Source organism: Tatumella terrea (assembly GCF_039523755.1).
Taxonomy (GTDB): domain Bacteria; phylum Pseudomonadota; class Gammaproteobacteria; order Enterobacterales; family Enterobacteriaceae; genus Tatumella; species Tatumella terrea.
Window position 1 is genome coordinate 48,817 of record NZ_BAAAFX010000006.1, and the last position, 17,167, is coordinate 65,983.

The 17,167-nt window shown below is 53.1% G+C and carries 14 protein-coding genes; 6 read left to right on the forward strand and 8 right to left on the reverse strand.

Annotated elements, in window-relative coordinates; translation table 11 throughout:
- Positions 1 to 10: 10 nt before the first annotated feature.
- A complete protein-coding gene (gene mdoC / locus ABD035_RS03240; RefSeq protein ID WP_343867669.1) occupies positions 11 to 1,126 on the reverse strand; it encodes a glucans biosynthesis protein MdoC in 1,116 nt (371 codons plus the stop codon).
- A gap of 255 nt (positions 1,127 to 1,381) precedes the next feature.
- Between mdoC and ABD035_RS03245 the strand changes: the two genes are divergently transcribed.
- The 3 genes from ABD035_RS03245 to ABD035_RS03255 all read left to right on the forward strand — a co-directional run bounded on the left by ABD035_RS03245 (position 1,382) and on the right by ABD035_RS03255 (position 6,116).
- Positions 1,382 to 2,917, forward strand: a complete 1,536-nt coding sequence (locus ABD035_RS03245) for a glucan biosynthesis protein G (protein WP_343868189.1) — start codon at positions 1,382 to 1,384, stop codon at positions 2,915 to 2,917.
- Entirely contained in the window at positions 2,910 to 5,462 is a 2,553-nt protein-coding gene (mdoH, locus tag ABD035_RS03250; protein ID WP_212712244.1) for a glucans biosynthesis glucosyltransferase MdoH, read from the forward strand. Before ABD035_RS03245 ends, mdoH begins: the two co-directional genes overlap by 8 nt.
- Positions 5,463 to 5,888: 426 nt before the next feature.
- Complete coding sequence (locus ABD035_RS03255) at positions 5,889 to 6,116, forward strand: YceK/YidQ family lipoprotein (protein ID WP_212712245.1); 228 nt, start codon at positions 5,889 to 5,891, stop codon at positions 6,114 to 6,116.
- A 17-nt stretch (positions 6,117 to 6,133) separates the two neighbouring features.
- Here the strand turns inward: ABD035_RS03255 and ABD035_RS03260 are convergent, their stop codons facing one another.
- A complete protein-coding gene (locus ABD035_RS03260; RefSeq protein WP_212712246.1) occupies positions 6,134 to 6,529 on the reverse strand; it encodes a MysB family protein in 396 nt (131 codons plus the stop codon).
- A 123-nt stretch (positions 6,530 to 6,652) separates the two neighbouring features.
- On the reverse strand, positions 6,653 to 7,576 hold the full coding sequence (locus ABD035_RS03265) for a Kdo(2)-lipid IV(A) acyltransferase (protein ID WP_343868191.1): 924 nt from the start codon (positions 7,574 to 7,576) through the stop codon (positions 6,653 to 6,655).
- A gap of 235 nt (positions 7,577 to 7,811) precedes the next feature.
- Between ABD035_RS03265 and trhO the strand changes: the two genes are divergently transcribed.
- Positions 7,812 to 8,870 carry an oxygen-dependent tRNA uridine(34) hydroxylase TrhO gene (gene trhO / locus ABD035_RS03270; RefSeq protein WP_212712247.1) on the forward strand — a complete coding sequence of 353 codons (1,059 nt, stop codon included), beginning with the start codon at positions 7,812 to 7,814 and terminating at the stop codon, positions 8,868 to 8,870.
- A gap of 52 nt (positions 8,871 to 8,922) precedes the next feature.
- Here trhO and acpA read toward each other — a convergent pair whose 3' ends face one another.
- From acpA to ABD035_RS03295, 5 genes are all read right to left on the reverse strand, one after another.
- Positions 8,923 to 10,656, reverse strand: a complete 1,734-nt coding sequence (gene acpA / locus ABD035_RS03275) for an acid phosphatase (protein WP_343867673.1) — start codon at positions 10,654 to 10,656, stop codon at positions 8,923 to 8,925.
- A gap of 147 nt (positions 10,657 to 10,803) precedes the next feature.
- Positions 10,804 to 11,922 (reverse strand): N-methyl-L-tryptophan oxidase, encoded by a 1,119-nt coding sequence (solA, locus tag ABD035_RS03280; protein ID WP_343867675.1) that lies wholly within the window; start codon positions 11,920 to 11,922, stop codon positions 10,804 to 10,806.
- A gap of 172 nt (positions 11,923 to 12,094) precedes the next feature.
- Positions 12,095 to 12,349 (reverse strand): biofilm formation regulator BssS, encoded by a 255-nt coding sequence (bssS, locus tag ABD035_RS03285; RefSeq protein ID WP_212712250.1) that lies wholly within the window; start codon positions 12,347 to 12,349, stop codon positions 12,095 to 12,097.
- Between the two features lie 452 nt (positions 12,350 to 12,801).
- The gene (gene pyrC / locus ABD035_RS03290) at positions 12,802 to 13,848 is read right to left on the reverse strand and encodes a dihydroorotase (RefSeq protein WP_343867678.1); all 1,047 of its coding nucleotides are present in this window, start codon (positions 13,846 to 13,848) and stop codon (positions 12,802 to 12,804) included.
- A 128-nt stretch (positions 13,849 to 13,976) separates the two neighbouring features.
- On the reverse strand, positions 13,977 to 14,540 hold the full coding sequence (locus ABD035_RS03295; protein WP_343867680.1) for a lipoprotein: 564 nt from the start codon (positions 14,538 to 14,540) through the stop codon (positions 13,977 to 13,979).
- Positions 14,541 to 14,820: 280 nt separating this feature from the next.
- Between ABD035_RS03295 and rimJ the strand changes: the two genes are divergently transcribed.
- Both rimJ and murJ read left to right on the forward strand, forming a co-directional pair.
- Positions 14,821 to 15,411: a ribosomal protein S5-alanine N-acetyltransferase gene (gene rimJ / locus ABD035_RS03300; protein ID WP_212712253.1), complete on the forward strand. Its 591-nt coding sequence runs from the start codon at positions 14,821 to 14,823 to the stop codon at positions 15,409 to 15,411.
- Positions 15,412 to 15,536: 125 nt separating this feature from the next.
- Positions 15,537 to 17,075, forward strand: coding sequence for a murein biosynthesis integral membrane protein MurJ (gene murJ, locus ABD035_RS03305; RefSeq protein WP_212712254.1), 1,539 nt, complete (start codon positions 15,537 to 15,539; stop codon positions 17,073 to 17,075).
- Positions 17,076 to 17,167 lie beyond the last annotated feature (92 nt).

The following is a 17,167-nucleotide window of genomic DNA, read 5'->3' on the forward strand; positions in this document are numbered from 1 at the left end:
AACAGAGGCTCTATTTTTTACCCGAGAATAAGAAACGCAATACCGGAATACGGCGGTGGATTTCATAGAGCAGGAACGACAGCCCGAACACAAACAGCAATCCGGTGAAGAAGCCTGTGGTATCGCCCGGGATATGGGGCATGACAAACAGGCCAAAAATCAGCGTCAGCGGATGGTGCACCAGGTAAATAAACAGCGATGCATTCACCAGATAGGAAATGCGGGGTGATGCACGGTTAAGAAAGCGGTGACCGCAGCTGTAACATACATTCAGCATACACAGCCCCATCCCGGTAGAAATCAGGGCATCCAGTTCATACAGCCAGCCATCTCCGGCGCTGTATTGCTGGTTAAAGTGGTAGGCGATAAACAGTACGACGGCCCCGGTCCATAACACCGGGTGAGGGCGGACAAACAGGGCTTTTGCTGCCGGGTTTGTCCAGGCAATGGCCCCGAGCACAAAAAACGGCAGATAAAACAGGGTCTGCATTACCGCGATATTAAACAGCCCGTCCATCAGTAACTGCGGAGCCTGCCACAGCAGCAGGCGACGAAACAGCCCCCAGACCACGACCGAGCATGCCAGGGCCACAAAAATACGTGGCCAGGTCAGGGTCAGTTGTGATAGCCGTTGCTGGTGTTTTTTCAGCACCGCAAAAATAAACATTCCGCTGGCGGTCAGCAGAAGTAACACCAAAAGGAACCATAAATGTGAAATCAGTTCCCAGACCAGGGTGTTATAACGCTGATAGTCGGAGTATTCCGGCCAGCCGCTAAATTTCGCCGACAGATTTTTCAGCATGAAAAACTGCGGCAAGGTGATCAATGGAATGGCGGCCAGAAAAGGGATCCCGACCCGCTCAGCACGGACTTTCAGCCAGCGTAAGGGCTGATAACGCAGGTAGAGCATATAAGAAAAATAACCTGAAATAACGAAAAACACCTGCATGCGAAATGAGTGTATAAATTCGTTAAACAGGGTCAGCCAGAGTGACGCATTTGCGCTGTTCACTGTCCATTGCTGACTGGAGTAGATCAGAGACACATGGAATGGCACACCCAGTAGCATCAGCCACGCACGGATGGAATCCAGAAAATACTCACGTTCAGGTTTTACGGGGGTCATAAAAGCACTCATCTGATAAATTAGAACTTTTCGGCAGTAAGCCTAAGAAAAGTCGTACTATAATTGTATCAGACATGTAAGCAGCCTGACGGGTTTCGTTAAAGATTCTGAAAAAAAGCTTTTCAGGAGGATAATGCTGACATTCTTTCGGGGCCGCTGTCAGAATCCTTAAGAATCCATTACTATGAAAGCGATTTCTCAGGCACACGCACGAAAGGGGGAGATGTGCTCAATAAAGAACAAAAAAAATCAGGGCTGATGAAAATGCACCTGGCAAGTGCCGCAGTGATGCTGGCAATGTATGCAAGCAATAGCTGGGCATTCGATCTTAATGATGTTGCAAAAGAAGCAAAGTCTCTGGCAGGTCAAAGTTATGAAGCGCCTAAAAGTAATCTACCCTCACAATTCCGTGATTTGAAATATGCTGACTATCAGCAAATCCAGTACAAACGTGATAAAGCTTACTGGGGAAAATTACGTACCCCTTTCAAACTCGAATTCTATCCTGAAGGGATGTATTTTGATGTTCCGGTAAAAGTAAATGAAGTCACGGCGAATTCTGTGCGTGAAATAAAATACAGCCCGGATGATTTCACCTTTGGCACGATCCAGCATGATGCTGATTCGGTCAAAAACCTCGGCTTCGCCGGTTTTAAAGTGCTCTATCCGCTGAACAGCAAAAATAAAGAAGATGAAATTACCAGTTTCCTGGGTGCCAGCTATTTCCGTGTGATCGGGGCAGGGCAGGTCTATGGTCTGTCCGCCCGGGGTCTGGCTATTGATACCGCATTACCGTCCGGTGAGGAATTCCCGCGCTTTAAAGAATTCTGGATCCAGCGTCCTAAACCTCAGGATAAGCAGCTGGTGATCTACGCATTGCTGGATTCCCCGCGGGCGACCGGTGCGTACCGGTTTGTACTGTATCCGGGTAAAGAAAGCACCGTAGATGTTAATTCTAAAATTTTCCTGCGCGATAATGTCGGGAAACTGGGTATCGCTCCGCTGACCAGTATGTTCCTGTTCGGGGCTAACCAGCCGTCGCCGACCCTGAATTACCGTAACGAGTTACACGATTCAGATGGTCTTTCTATTCATAACGGTAACGGTGAATGGATCTGGCGTCCGCTGAATAATCCGAGACGTCTGGCAGTCAGCACTTATACGCTTGAAAATCCGAAAGGTTTTGGTTTGTTACAACGTAACCGTGACTTTAGCCATTATCAGGACCTGGATGACCGTTATGATCAGCGTCCGAGTGGCTGGGTAGAGCCGCTGGGGAACTGGGGCAAGGGCCATGTGGAGCTGGTCGAAATTCCGACCAATGATGAAACCAACGATAATATCGTCGCTTTCTGGTCTCCGGAAAAAATGCCTGAGCCAGGTAAAGAAACCGACTTTAATTATCGCTTACATTTTACCCGTGATGAAGCTCAGCTGCATTCACCAAATGTTGCCTGGGTCGCCGACACACTCCGCTCTGCCGGGGATGTGAAACAATCTAATCTGGTGCGTCAGCCGGACGGCTCTATTGCCTTTATCGTCGATTTTGCCGGCAAAGCCATGAGTAAACTGCCACAGGATACTCAGATCGCGCCTCAGGTCAGTATCGGTGACAACGGTGAGGTGGTGGAACAAAGCGTCCGGTACAATCCGGTCACCAAAGGCTGGCGCCTGGTGTTGCGTCTGCGGGTTAAAGACCCGAAAAAGACCACCGAAATGCGCGCTGCTTTAGTCAGTGGCGATAAAACGTTGACGGAAACATGGAGCTATCAGTTACCAGCCAATGAATAAATCAACTTTTACCCCCGAAAAATATGTCGACGCTCTGCCGCTTCCCGCGGCGGAGCAGGCGACGCTTCGTGCATCCGCCGGAACAGATTTTGCCGGTTTCCAGCACCAGTTGGGTCACGACACTGCGGCCAGCAGTCGTGAGGATGATGCCCCTCTAACCTCGGTCTCTTCCCGTATTGAGATGGCCTGGCCGGATGCGCTGGATGAAGGCAAACAGTTCGGAAAGGATGACCTCGGGCGCACCACGCTGAAGGCGATGCCGCCGGTGAAACGTGCCGGCATGTACCCGGACGCGTGGGAAACCAACCCGGTGACCCGGTTGTGGAACAAGCTGCTGGGTCGCTCGAAGGCACACCATCCGCGTGATCAGGAAAGCATCGATGCCCGCATCGCCGAAGAAAAGTGGCGTTTTGTCGGATCTGTGCGTCGTTATATTCTGCTGTTCCTGACACTTGCGCAGACAGTGGTCGCGACCTGGTATATGAAAACTATTCTGCCTTACCAGGGCTGGGCGCTGATCGATCCTTCAGAGCTGATGAGCCAGAACTGGCAGCAATCGGTTCTGCAGTTACTGCCCTATGTGCTGCAAACCGGAATACTGATCCTGTTCGCTATCCTTTTCTGCTGGGTTTCTGCCGGGTTCTGGACCGCACTGATGGGCTTCGTACAGCTGATGATGGGTAAAGATAAATACAGTATCTCTTACTCCACCACCGGTGATGAGCCCCTGAATCCGGAGCACCGTACTGCACTGATCATGCCTATCTGTAATGAGGATGTGGAGCGCGTCTATGCGGGGCTGCGGGCAACCTGGGAATCGGTGGTGCGTACCGGTAACGCAGAACACTTTGATGTTTACATTCTGAGTGACAGTTATGATGCCGATATCGCGGTCGCTGAACAGAAAGCCTGGATGGAGCTGGTCAGGGATGTGGGTGGCGCCGGAAAAATTTTCTACCGTCGTCGTCGTCGTCGCGTAAAACGTAAAAGCGGTAACATCGATGATTTCTGCCGTCGCTGGGGCAGCCAGTACAGCTATATGGTGGTACTGGATGCCGACAGTGTGATGAGCGGTGAATGTCTCACCGGACTTGTCCGCATGATGGACGCTAATCCGAATGCCGGCATCATTCAGTCATCGCCGAAAGCCTCGGGGATGGATACGCTCTACGCCCGTTGTCAGCAGTTTGCTACCCGTGTGTACGGACCGCTCTTTACCGCAGGTCTGCACTTCTGGCAACTGGGGGAATCCCATTACTGGGGACACAATGCGATTATCCGCGTGAAACCCTTTATCGAGCACTGCGCACTGGCACCGCTGCCAGGGGAAGGGTCGTTTGCCGGCTCCATCCTCTCCCATGACTTTGTGGAAGCGGCACTGATGCGTCGTGCCGGCTGGGGCGTGTGGATTGCGTATGATCTGCCCGGTTCTTATGAAGAACTGCCACCTAACCTGCTGGATGAGCTGAAACGCGACCGTCGCTGGTGTCACGGTAACCTGATGAACTTCCGGTTATTCCTGGTGAAAGGGATGCACCCGGTACACCGTGCCGTCTTCCTGACCGGGGTGATGTCCTACCTGTCGGCTCCGCTATGGTTTATGTTCCTGGCGTTGTCCACGGCACTTCAGGTCGTTCATACCCTGATGGAACCGCAGTACTTCCTGCAGCCCCGGCAGTTGTTCCCGGTCTGGCCGCAGTGGCGTCCGGAACTGGCCATCGCTCTGTTCTCGACCACGCTGGTGTTGCTGTTTTTACCGAAGCTGTTAAGTGTCATCTTAATCTGGTGTAAAGGCTCAAAACCTTACGGGGGAGCTTTCCGCGTCTTTATTTCTCTGATGCTGGAAATGCTGTTTTCGGTACTTCTGGCCCCGGTCCGTATGCTTTTCCATACGGTCTTCGTCGTCAGTGCCTTCCTCGGTCTGAAAGCCGTCTGGAACTCACCACAGCGTGATGATGATGCGACCCCGTGGAGCGAAGCCTTTGCCCGCCATGGCATGCAGATGGTACTGGGTATTGTCTGGGCGACCGGAATGGGCTGGCTGAACCTCAACTTCCTGTGGTGGCTGGCACCGATCGTCTTCTCGCTGATCCTGTCGCCTTTTGTCTCGGCATTCTCCAGCAGGGCTACCCTGGGCCTGAAATCCCGGCGGGCAAAACTGTTCCTGATCCCGGAAGAATATGCGCCGCCACAGGAACTGGTGGATACGGATAAATATCTGACACTGAACCATCGCCGCGCATTGTCTGATGGCTTTATGCATGCGGTGTTTAACCCGGCCTTCAATGCGCTGGCGACAGCCCTGGCAACGTCACGGCATAAACAGAGTCAGTTACTTGACCATGCCCGTGACCGTCAGGTCGATCAGGCACTGAGCGAGGCCCCTGAAAAACTGGGACGTGAACAACGTTTACAGATAATCAGTGACCCGGTCGTGCTGGCCCGTGTGCATAGTCGTCTGTGGCAGTCCGGTGAGAAATATCATCAGTGGCTGAGCAGTTACCAGAAAATGGCACTCTCCCCGGAGGTGTTGCCGCAACGGTAACCGCTGACTGCGACCCTGCTGAAAAACCTCCCTCATCATGACGGAGGTTTTTTTATCTCACGGCAATTCCCGGCGCTCGTGGTAACCCTGCCCGGAATCTGCGGCAACACAGGAAGACAGACAGACAGTGGCTGTTATTGCCGTTAATTCGTATTACTTTGTGGCCACCGATGTTTGTAGCCTCCGATGCCGGCAGGTGAGTATTCTGTCCGCAGGCGAAGCGAGGAGGCCAACAGATCTGCTGGCACGAAAATCCCCGGGTAGTCAGAGAGAACCGGTCGGAAGGGTCAGTTTCAGGGGAGATTTTGACCGTCGGCAGGGAGTTAATAAAAACAGGGCAAAAACGGCGGGTTCCTTTTCCATAAAAGGGCCCAAAACAGGCCAGACCAGGCATCGGTCCGTTAACGTGTACAGGTGACAGAAATAATGAAATTTTTAATCTTAACCGTCAGCATGATAATGCTGACGGGATGCGGCAGCATTATCAGCCGGACGGTTCCCGGTCAGGGAAACGGTCACCAGTATTATCCCGGCGTTCAGTGGGATATGCGTGAGGGGGCGTGGCGTTATCTGACGGTACTTGACCTGCCGTTATCCCTCATCGTCGACACGCTATTGTTGCCGGTGGACGCCAAACACGGCAGTTATGACTAAGTAAGGTAACGCCGGGGTTACCAGCGTTCAGCTTCACTGTCATCATCCGTCCACTCTTCGGCAGCACGTAGCCCTTCTTCAGTATCGGTCGGCGGGCTTAGCTGGAATTCGCCATCGTCCCATTCATGCAGCGTATCTTCCTCTGACCACTCCTGCAGCAGCTCCTGCGGGTCAAAATCCCCGGACCAGACGGACTGTGCCGCTTCGTCGAACAGCAATGGCAGACATTCGCCGGTTTCTGTCTCTTCTTCACCCGAAAACTCTGCCTGCCAGCGGGTTTCGCCTTCCTGCATCACGTATTTTTGTAGTGAAAACTGCCGGATATCCGGTTCGCTGTCAGAGTCCGGAAAGTTTGCCAGAAATGTTTCGCGGGCGGCTTCAATTGCTTCCGACAAGGTGCTGTAAAGATCCATAATAAGTGCTCCGGTTAGGTGTGCAGGAACCTAAAGCATAGATCAAATCAGTCAGGGATAAAGGGGAGGGAAAAAATTAATACTGGCCCCGGCGAACAGAAAAAACGCCGGGGCTGTGGGCACTTAGTAGAGCGAAGGTTCCCCTTCAGGGCGGGTCTTAAAGCGGCGGTGCAGCCACATATACTGGTCGGGAGCCAGCAGAATACCTTCTTCAACGATCTGGTTCATACGGGCAGCCGTCGCCAGCTCATCACTCAGCGGTATATTGTCGCTGGCATCGGGTAAAATCACCATTTCATACCCCCGTCTGTTGGGCAGACGGCGCGGAACAAACGGGATCACCGCAGGGTGACTGGTGCGGATCAGCATATAGCTGCCACGGGTGGTGGCCGCGTTATCCACGGCAAACAGGGGGGCAAACACACTGGCGCGCGGACCGTAATCATGATCCGGGGCATACCAGATAATGTCGTTATTCTTCAGGGCACGGATCATCCCTTTGATATCTTTACGATCCAGCATCGATTTATTGGAGCGCATCCGTCCGTAGGTCTGCAGCCAGTCAAGCAGCCGGTTATCATTAGGACGGTAAACCCCGATACCCGGGTTGTAGATCCCAAAAATACGCGCACCCAGTTCAAGCGTCAGAAAATGAATACCGATCAGTAACACGCCACGCTTATCGTGAAGCGCCTTATCTATATGTTCAAGTCCGGACACCGCAAACCATTTTTTAATCCGCCAGTCCGGCCAGAACCAGGCCATACCGGTCTCCATCAGTCCCATGCCGACAGATTCAAAATTATGCACTAACAGCGCCTGACGATCAGCCTCCGGCATGTCAGGAAAACAGAGTTCAAGGTTACGACGTGCAATATCAACGCGGCTTCTCAGAAAACGCATCGACAGCCGGCCCAGATTCGTGCCCAGAAAATTAAGCACCGGATAGGGCAACAGAACCACCAGGTAGAGTATTCCGATACCCAGCCATGTGATCCAATAACGGGGATGAAGAAGGCTGCGATTAAATTCAGGCAATTGTGTCATTTTATTGTTTTCCCACATTCCATTTCCCGGGCAGAGAAGGTTCCTCTCTACAATTTTCCTGTTATTGTGCCATTTTTTAACATTATCTAAAATGTTATATCCTGTTTGCGGTGATTTTACTCTGCTTTTTATGCTGCAAAGTGAAAACACTGCGGAGCTATCGTTTTGCCGGGCGGATAATTCGGGTATGATATTGCCCCTTCAGAATTTCGTATAACTCACAGGAATGAACACCATGCCAGTGTTACACAACCTTGTTTCCAATAAAGAGCTCAAAGAGCGCATGCTCGCTGAAACTGAGCCACGTACCACCGTCTCATTTTATAAATATTTCCGAATTGAAGATCCGCAGGCCTTTCGCGATAAGCTGTACCAGACGCTGACAGCGATGAATGTTTTCGGGCGTATTTATGTTGCCCGTGAAGGGATTAATGCCCAAATCAGCGTTCCGCAAAGTCGTTATGAAGCGATGAAGCAGGCACTGTATGATTTTGATCCGGCCCTGGATCAGTTACGCATGAATATTGCTCTGGATGATGACGGTAAATCCTTCTGGGTGTTACGCCTTAAAGTGCGGGAACGCATTGTGGCGGATGGTATCGAAGATGAAACCTTCGATGCCGCCGATGTCGGCGAATATCTGAAAGCGGATGAGGTCAACCAGATGCTGGATGATCCGGATGCGGTTTTCGTGGATATGCGTAACCATTATGAGTATGAAGTCGGCCACTTCGACAATGCACTGGAAATTCCTGCAGATACCTTCCGTGACCAGTTACCGATGGCCGTCGAAATGCTGGAGCAACAGAAAGACAAAAAAATTGTGATGTATTGCACTGGCGGGATCCGCTGCGAAAAAGCCAGTGCCTGGATGCGCCACAGTGGGTTCGATAATGTCTATCATATCGAAGGCGGGATCATCGAATACACCCGTCGCGCACGGGAGCAAGGTTTACCGGTTCGTTTTAAAGGTAAAAACTTCGTCTTTGATGAACGGATGGGCGAGCGGATCTCTGACGATGTTTTAGCGCATTGCCATCAGTGCGGGACGTCCTGCGATACTCATGTGAACTGTATCAATGACGGGTGCCACCTGCTATTTATCCAGTGTCCGGCCTGTGCTGAAAAATATCATGGCTGTTGCAGCCCGATGTGTATGGAAGAGTCGCAGCTTCCGCCGGAAGAACAGCGGTTACGCCGTGCCGGCCGTGAAACCAGCAACAAAATCTTTAATAAATCCCGTGGCGTGTTACGGATGACCATCCCGCAGCCGGTGAAAGACGGCGGGGAATAACCGAAAAAAGCCTGACAATGTCAGGCTTTTTTATCTCCGTGCCCCGAAGAACTCAGGCAGGGAATTCCAGAGCCCCGGTCAGGTCACCCATCGGCGGATGCCCGTTTTTCTCCAGAGCGTCATCACGTTGTTTCAGGCCAGGTAACTGCGGAAGATCGTAAATACGGCTGATCAGTCGCAGTATCGACCCGGTATCATACTGGGTATGATCCACATAACCTTTGCGCGCGTAAGGCGAAATCACCAGTGCCGGAATTCGGGTACCGGGCCCCCAGCGATCGCCTTTCGGCGGAGCAACGTGATCCCACCAGCCGCCATTTTCATCAAAGGTGATCACGACCAGCGTATTTTCCCACTGCGGGCTTTGCTGCAGCCGGTCAACAATATGAGCGATGTGACGGTCACCGGACTCGACGTCGGAATAGCCGGCATGCATATTCAGGTTGCCCTGCGGTTTATAGAAGGTCACCGGCGGCAGTTTGCCCGCCTCGGCATCGGCCAGGAATTTATTGGTCTCTGCCGTATCACCCAGGCCGCCGTCACGCAGATGCTGGCGGCGGTTTTCAGGGTGTTCCGGACCGAGATCTGCAAAATAGTTTAACGGCTGGTGATGCAGCTGGAAATCCGGACGGGCAGGGAAATCGTTACTGTCCTTCTTACCGTCGATAGCAAACTGCCAGCCGCCGGCATACCAGGCCCAGTCGATATTACGGGCTGACAACAGATTACCGATATGCGGGTGGGTCTGTGGCGGCAATGTTTTCGGCGAGGAGCGATCGGCCAGTGCTGGGTTCGCTTTATCACGGCTGCCTGATGGCCAGTACGGGGGTAACATCGTATTGACGGCAAACCCGTCGGGGGTGATCTGGCTGGGCCCGAATCGCGGGATACCGTCCAGTGCGCTGGCGGGTGAGTCCTCCAGTGGCTTCAGTCGCGGATCTGCCGGGTCATCGCTCATCAGTGTGGCGACCTGATCCCTGGCCGGAGACTGGTGTACCTCCGGATAGACCGGTGGCCGCGCCGCGACCAGATACTGGTGATTAAGAAAGGATCCACCAAAGGCTCCCTGGAAGAAGTTATCACACAGCGTGTATTCGCGGGCCAGGTTCCATAGCCGCATATTCCAGGCACTGTCCCCGTAATAGCCCATGGTCAGCGCCCCGGAATCTGCCCAGGCGACGAATTTATCGTTTTTACCGCCGTTGATTTGCATCTGATTCTGATAGAACACATGCCACAAATCACGGGTGATCACCCCCTGGGGCAGGGCTTCACCGCCGGGGCCTTTCAGGGCAAAGGGCTGGTTTGGTAGCTGCTGCATATAGTCAGCGTTTTCCGGCACCTGGTAACGGGTATGATTGACAGTCTGTTCATTGGGTACCAGCCCTTTCCAGACCGGGGGCAGATGGCTGAGAACGTCTCCGTTACGGTCACGTTGCCGGATGTCTTCCGCTTTCAGGGCAGACAGCGGGTGTTTTACGCCCGGGAAGTTGGCAAACAGGTTATTAAAGCTGCGGTTTTCTGCATAGATCACCACCACATGACGAATATGTTTCCGCAGTAAGCTGTCCTGCGCTTTACGTGGCAGTTGACTCAGCAGGTGCCGGTTATCCGTGCAGTTTTCCGTCCCTGTGGCTGCATTTGCCAGCGGCAGAATACCGGAACTGAGGCCAAGAACAGAAGCGCCGGCCAGGAAACGGCGGCGGGCCGGATTATCCGGCGTCAAACCTTCTGCGGCGGGGGATTTCTCTGTATTTTCAGGGTGTTCACTGTCTGGCTTTTTCATGGGCATAACCTTAATAGGATCCGAAGAACAGAAGCAGCAGGGATGCTATTAAGCGACGGTGACAGTCATATTACGCTTTTATAAAGAAATCATGACGGTGTCCCGGGGCGGCGGCTCCGCCCCGGCAAAGGTGACCCCCCGGCCAGGTCAGCCGGTAAAGCGGCTAAGAGAGAAAGGGCGTAATGTCTCCGGCAGGGTGCCCTGTCGGGCGAATTCACTCGCAATTTCACCCAGCAGCGGGGCGAATTTAAACCCATGACCGCTCAGGCCGGTGAAGATCAGGCAGCCCGGATTCTCCGGCAGGGTATCGATAATAAAATCGCCGTCCGGGGAGTTATCATAGCTGCAACTTTCCCCGTATAAACACCCGCCGACGCCCGGCAGGCAGTGGCGCAGGAAGGCGAAGCATTCGCTACCGTCTTCAGGATAGCTGCCGAAAGGGAAGGCCTTATTGTCTGATACTCCGGGCTGTCCGCCGTCATGACGACCCACTTTCAACGCATTATCCTGCGCCGGAAATCCATAATAATGGCTGCCATCGTCCAGACCGATGCTGAAGCCCGGAAAGTGATTATTCTCGCTATATCGGCCATCGGCCTGAAACCAGGCAAAGACTTTCCGGGTCTGGATGACCGGCAGAGACGCCACAAAATCGTTGACCCGGCTCCCCATGCTGATAAGCAAGCGGGTTGCGCGGAAGGTTCCCTCGCCGGTGACCACCTGTTGCAGGTCGCCGTCGCGGGAAATACCGGTGACCGGGCAGTTAAACAGCTGTGCTGCCCCCTGCTCACGGGCGAGGCGGATCCAGTGTTCGACGGCCAGTTCACTGGACAGATAACCGGCCTCCGGTTCAAAAACCGCCGCAAAATGCGCGGGCAACGTAATTTCCGGCCAGCGTTGGGTGACTTCCTGCGGGCTCAGAGGTTCAGCCTGCAGTGACCAGCGCTCAGCACTTTCCGCCAGGCGGGTCATAAACTGAGAATCCTGCGGGCCTGCATTCAGCACGCCGCAGGGATGAAGCAGCCGCACACCGGCATCGGCTTCAAACTGTTGCCAGAGCTGCCGGCTGCGCAGCAGCAGCGGGACATATTTTTCACCTTCTCCGTAGGCATAACGGATCAGCCGGTTCTTTCCGTGGTGGGCTCCTTCTGTATGAGGCGGATGAAAGGCATCCACCATCAGCACCTTTAAACCGGCCTTGCTGGCATAATAACCGGCCGCCGCACCGGCAGACCCGCTGCCGGCGATGATCAGATCATAAATCATTCCCTGTGAGCTCCTGAATGAAGACAGATAACGCAGCATAGCAGAGCAGGGGGGAGAATAAAAAACGGGGTAATGCAGGCGTTCATGCCATCGTCAGACGAAGAATTTACCGGGGCGGGCACGTGATGCCGCAGACATCAGGCACCCGTCAGGGTGCCTGTCAGATGAGAGATTAATGTTTGAGCGGTAGGGATGAACTGTTTTCGGCAGATTCTATTTTGGCGATACCCGCTTCCAGAATCGAAATAAATTGCCGGGCGACATCTGTCGTCAGCCAGTACGTCGGGCCGACATCGGCATCTTCTTCACTTTGCTGCATGGATGATAAAGAATGCAGGCGAATCATCATGGCATCATAGACATCAACGGTACTGATATCCCAGCCAACCAGGGAATGGGTCTGAATAACATCTTTCTCTCTGTCCATAAAACCTCCTGATTACTCGTTAGACTACGTGTAGGTTGAGGTTTACATCCGACCTTCTTTAACAGAATGAAGGTGGCTCCAGTATAGCATGGCTGTGCAAAACACGCATATTCAGGGTGACGAATTTGAGACAGCAATGATGATGACAGGAAAATATTCAGGGAGCCCTCCGGTTTACCGGGGCCGGTCGTGTGTCGCCAGCAACACAAGACTGCCTGCCTTTTAGCGGGATTTGAGCACCGGGCTACGCCAGGGGCGGCAGGACAGTCTTCAGGAAACTGACAGAGAATATTACTGCTAAGACGAATAAAAAAGCCGGATGGCGACACCCGGCACGGCGTATGACACGCTTAATCGTTACTGAAATATCTGGTAAAACAGCCGAAGTGACGGCTGTTTTGTGCTGTATATATTTACAGTATTTTGGCGGGAAATGTAACCCCTGATACTGCTCAGGCCTCTACGGTCCAGTTCAGTGTTTCACCGGCCAGGAAAGGCACCAGCACATCGTTACCGGCCGGAATGGTCTCCGGTACGGTCCAGGGTTTGCGGACCAGTGTGACGGTATCGGTATTGACCGGCAGGCCGTAGAATTGCGGCCCATTCAGTGAACAGAAGGCTTCCAGGTGTTGCAGAGCGCCGAGTTCATCAAACACGGTGGCATAGGCTGACAGTGCTGTCGGGGCATTAAAGACCCCTGCACAACCGCAGGAGGATTCTTTACGTCCGCGCAGGTGAGGTGCGGTATCTGTCCCGAGGAAGAAACGGCTATCTCCGCTGGCCACCACCTGACGCAGGGCTTCCTGATGGACATTACGTTTCAGGATTGGCAGGCAGTACAGATGCGGACGGATGCCGCCGCTGAGCATATGGTTACGGTTAAACATCAGGTGCTGCGGCGTGATAGTCGCGGCGATATGATGTTCTTCACTGCTGACAAACTGGGCCGCATCCCGGGTGGTGATATGTTCCATCACAATCCGCAACTCAGGAAACTGGCGGCGGAGCGGGATTAGCACCTGATCTATGAATTGTGCTTCACGATCAAAAATATCAATATGGGCGTCGGTCACTTCACCATGGATCAGTAATGGCATACCGATAGCCTGCATGCGCTCCAGCACCTTCGCAATATGCTGAACACTGGTAACACCGTGGCTGGAATTGGTGGTCGCATGGGCCGGATAAAGCTTGGCCGCCGTAAAGACCTTCTCTTTAAAACCTGTCTCGATTTCGTCCGGGTCCAGAGAGTCGGTCAAATAACAAGTCATCAGGGGCTGAAAGCGATGTGCCGCTGGCGTCGCGGCCAGGATACGTTCACGATAGGCTTTCGCGGCGGCAACGGACGTGACCGGGGGCACCAGGTTGGGCATGACGATCGCCCGCGCAAAAACATCACTGGTATACGGCAGGACGGTATTGAGCATTTCATCGTCACGTAAATGAATATGCCAGTCATCGGGGCGGCGTAAAGTGATTGTATCTGGGTGAAGAGTCATGCATCGGGCTCCGGCGTCAATGAATAAAGGTGGGATTTAACCGGGGAGTAAGGATAAAGCTCCCCGCGCCGGAATGCACATGTTTTTTCGCGTGATTGATGCCGTCAGCAGAAATGACTGCCCTGGCCTTAACGGGTGAGTGAAATCACTAATTCACCCGGCCTGACTTCCAGCCCCTGTGCCAGTTTTTTCGCCATGGCTTCCCCGGTACTGTGATCTGCATTCAGAACATACGCAGGATGTGTCCTGAAATAGTCCTGCAGTGACTGGTTCAGCACCGGCATCAGCGCATTAACCGCCTGTTGCAGTTTGTCCGGCCGGACCTGGCTGTCAGTCACCTGCAGATCCTGCAGATAGATGGCGCCCTGCTCCGGGTTATATACCGGTTGGGCTTTCATCTTCAGGAAAATATCGGCGTTCTGCTGACCAAACAGCGACTGTAATTTCAGACTGGCTTTCCCGGAGAGGGTCATCTTACCGGGTTCTTCACGACCGATGGCAGACTGTAAGTCCGTCAGGGTAATATGTGCGGTGGCGAGGCCGTTCACACCGATATCTTTCTCATAATTGTCATGTTTCTGCAGCGCCTGATTCACTTCCTGTTCCGTAATGGTATAGCGGGCCAGATGGTCACAGGCACTCAGTAACAGAACACTGAACAGTAACGGTACAAACAGAATAACCTTACGCATTTTTCCTCACTTACCGGGAATGTTATTAGGCGGACTCCGGCATTTTGCCTGACTCCGGCCGGGGTGTATATCTCAGCGGGTCCGATATTCCCGGCGATACCGGACCGTGGCAACGATCACTATGGGCGACAGCCTGAAATATCCCTTCGCCACATAAAGTGATGCGTTTTTAATGGGATAAACCGCCTGACGGGTTTAACATAGCAGGCTTACACCGCCACCGGCACGGAGCAACGCGTGATGGCGCTATTCTCCGGGGGATCTATTTTAGGGAGCGTTTATGTTCGGATATCGCAGTATGGCACCACGGGTGAGTCTGACCACCGATCGCATGGTTGTACGCCTGATTAACGAGCGTGATGCGTGGCGGATGGCAGACTATTATGCCGGTAACCGTGACTATCTTCTGCCCTGGGAGCCTATCCGGGACCAAAGCTACTTTCAGCCGTCCGGTTGGCAGACGCGGCTATCGATCATGGCTGAACAGCAACGACAGGGCGCGGCTTATTATTTTATTCTGACGGATCCCGCCAGTGAAGAAGTCATGGGCGTTGCCAATTTCAGTAATGTGGTACGCGGATGTTTTCATGCCTGTTATCTGGGGTATTCGCTGGGTGAAAACTGGCAGGGGCAAGGACTGATGCAGGAAGCATTACAATCGACTCTTCGCTATATGCAGCGTCAGCAGAAAATTCATCGCATTATGGCTAACTATATGCCCCGTAATCAGCGCAGTGGTAACCTGCTGGCGCGGCTGGGATTTGAAAAAGAAGGCTATGCCCGGGAATACCTGCTGATTAACGGGGTCTGGGAAGATCATGTGCTTACCGCCCTGACCTGGAAAGAGGGTACGGCGGACAAGTACCGCTGAATCATGCCTTGTAACAAACAGTACTGGTCATTTTTATCCGGGGCAGTAGACTAACGCCGGCACACCGGGAGAGTTATCTCCCGGAAGGGACATAAATGTCAAAATAGCAGGATGTCAGACACACTATGAATTTGCTCAAATCACTGGCTCAGGTCAGTTCAATGACGTTATTTTCCCGTATCCTGGGGTTTGCCCGGGATGCCATCGTCGCCAGAGTCTTTGGTGCAGGCATGGCCACGGATGCGTTCTTTGTGGCATTTAAACTGCCAAATCTGTTAAGACGTATCTTTGCTGAAGGCGCATTCTCGCAAGCCTTTGTGCCTATCCTGGCCGAATATAAAAATACGCAGGGTGAGGAAGCGACCCGTATTTTTGTCTCTTATATCTCCGGACTTCTGACGCTGGTGCTGGCCGTAGTCACTCTGCTGGGGATGCTGGCCGCTCCCTGGGTTATCTATATTACGGCTCCCGGCTTTGCGGATACCGCCGATAAATTTGCGCTGACCACGTCACTGCTGCGTGTGACGTTTCCCTATATTCTGCTGATCTCACTGGCTTCGCTGGTGGGCGCCATCCTGAATACCTGGAACCGCTTTTCGGTGCCTGCATTTGCCCCGACGCTGCTGAACATCAGTATGATTTTCTTTGCACTGGTCGCCACGCCCTGGTTCCATCCCCACATCATGGCCCTGGCCTGGGCTATCGTCGCCGGCGGCGTGCTGCAACTGGGGTATCAGTTACCCCATTTACGTAAAATCGGGATGCTGGTCCTGCCGCGGATCAATCTGCAGGATACCGGGGTCTGGCGTGTTTTACGACAGATGGGACCGGCGATCCTCGGGGTCTCGGTCAGCCAGATTTCCCTGATCATTAACACGATCTTTGCTTCCTTCCTGGCCTCCGGGTCGGTCTCCTGGATGTATTATGCTGACCGTCTGATGGAGTTTCCTTCCGGAGTGCTGGGCGTCGCGCTGGGAACTATCCTGCTGCCGTCATTATCACGCAGTTTTTCCAGCGGTAATTTAAAAGAGTATTCGCATCTGATGGATTGGGGGTTGCGTCTGTGTCTGTTACTGGCCATCCCCAGTTCGGTGGCCATCGGTATCCTGGCCGGTCCGTTGGTCTCAGCCCTCTTTCAGTATGGTAAGTTCAACGCCTTTGATGCATTGATGACCCAGCATGCACTGGTGGCTTATGCGGTCGGTCTGGTCGGAGTGATCGTGGTAAAAGTGCTGGCTCCCGGATTCTATTCGCGTCAGGACATTAAAACCCCGGTAAAAATTGCCATTGTTACCCTGATATCCACACAGTTAATGAACCTGATGTTTATCGGACCACTGAAGCATGCCGGATTATCTTTATCTATCGGTCTGGCCGCCTGCCTGAATGCCTCACTGCTGTTCTGGCAACTGCGTAAGAAAAACTTCTTCCAGCCTCAGCCCGGCTGGTACAGTTTTCTGAGCCGGCTTATCCTTGCGGTGATCATTATGGCGGTGGTGTTATGCGCCGTGCTGCACTTTATGCCCTCCTGGGGTGAAGGCAAAATGGTCTGGCGTATTTTGCGCCTGATGGGCGTGTGTGCGCTGGGCGGTTTTGCCTACTTTGCCAGCCTGGCGGCTTTTGGCTTCCGTCTGAGGGACTTTTCCCGCCGCAGTGTTCAGTAACTTATCATCACCGCGCTGCGGCTTACCCTGCTCAGGGTGGGCCGTAGCGGCATCTGCCATCTTGCAGTCAATCTTATTTCTTCTCAGTAGTA

What these genes read in the sequence shown, in the direction of transcription:
- mdoC (WP_343867669.1), bottom strand. Translation starts at nt 1,126, where the DNA reads ATGACCCCCGTAAAACCTGAACGTGAGTATTTTCTGGATTCCATCCGT.
- mdoH (WP_212712244.1), top strand. Translation starts at nt 2,910, where the DNA reads ATGAATAAATCAACTTTTACCCCCGAAAAATATGTCGACGCTCTGCCG.
- ABD035_RS03255 (WP_212712245.1), top strand. Translation starts at nt 5,889, where the DNA reads ATGAAATTTTTAATCTTAACCGTCAGCATGATAATGCTGACGGGATGC.
- ABD035_RS03260 (WP_212712246.1), bottom strand. Translation starts at nt 6,529, where the DNA reads ATGGATCTTTACAGCACCTTGTCGGAAGCAATTGAAGCCGCCCGCGAA.
- ABD035_RS03265 (WP_343868191.1), bottom strand. Translation starts at nt 7,576, where the DNA reads ATGACACAATTGCCTGAATTTAATCGCAGCCTTCTTCATCCCCGTTAT.
- trhO (WP_212712247.1), top strand. Translation starts at nt 7,812, where the DNA reads ATGCCAGTGTTACACAACCTTGTTTCCAATAAAGAGCTCAAAGAGCGC.
- acpA (WP_343867673.1), bottom strand. Translation starts at nt 10,656, where the DNA reads ATGAAAAAGCCAGACAGTGAACACCCTGAAAATACAGAGAAATCCCCC.
- solA (WP_343867675.1), bottom strand. Translation starts at nt 11,922, where the DNA reads ATGATTTATGATCTGATCATCGCCGGCAGCGGGTCTGCCGGTGCGGCG.
- bssS (WP_212712250.1), bottom strand. Translation starts at nt 12,349, where the DNA reads ATGGACAGAGAGAAAGATGTTATTCAGACCCATTCCCTGGTTGGCTGG.
- pyrC (WP_343867678.1), bottom strand. Translation starts at nt 13,848, where the DNA reads ATGACTCTTCACCCAGATACAATCACTTTACGCCGCCCCGATGACTGG.
- ABD035_RS03295 (WP_343867680.1), bottom strand. Translation starts at nt 14,540, where the DNA reads ATGCGTAAGGTTATTCTGTTTGTACCGTTACTGTTCAGTGTTCTGTTA.
- rimJ (WP_212712253.1), top strand. Translation starts at nt 14,821, where the DNA reads ATGTTCGGATATCGCAGTATGGCACCACGGGTGAGTCTGACCACCGAT.
- murJ (WP_212712254.1), top strand. Translation starts at nt 15,537, where the DNA reads ATGAATTTGCTCAAATCACTGGCTCAGGTCAGTTCAATGACGTTATTT.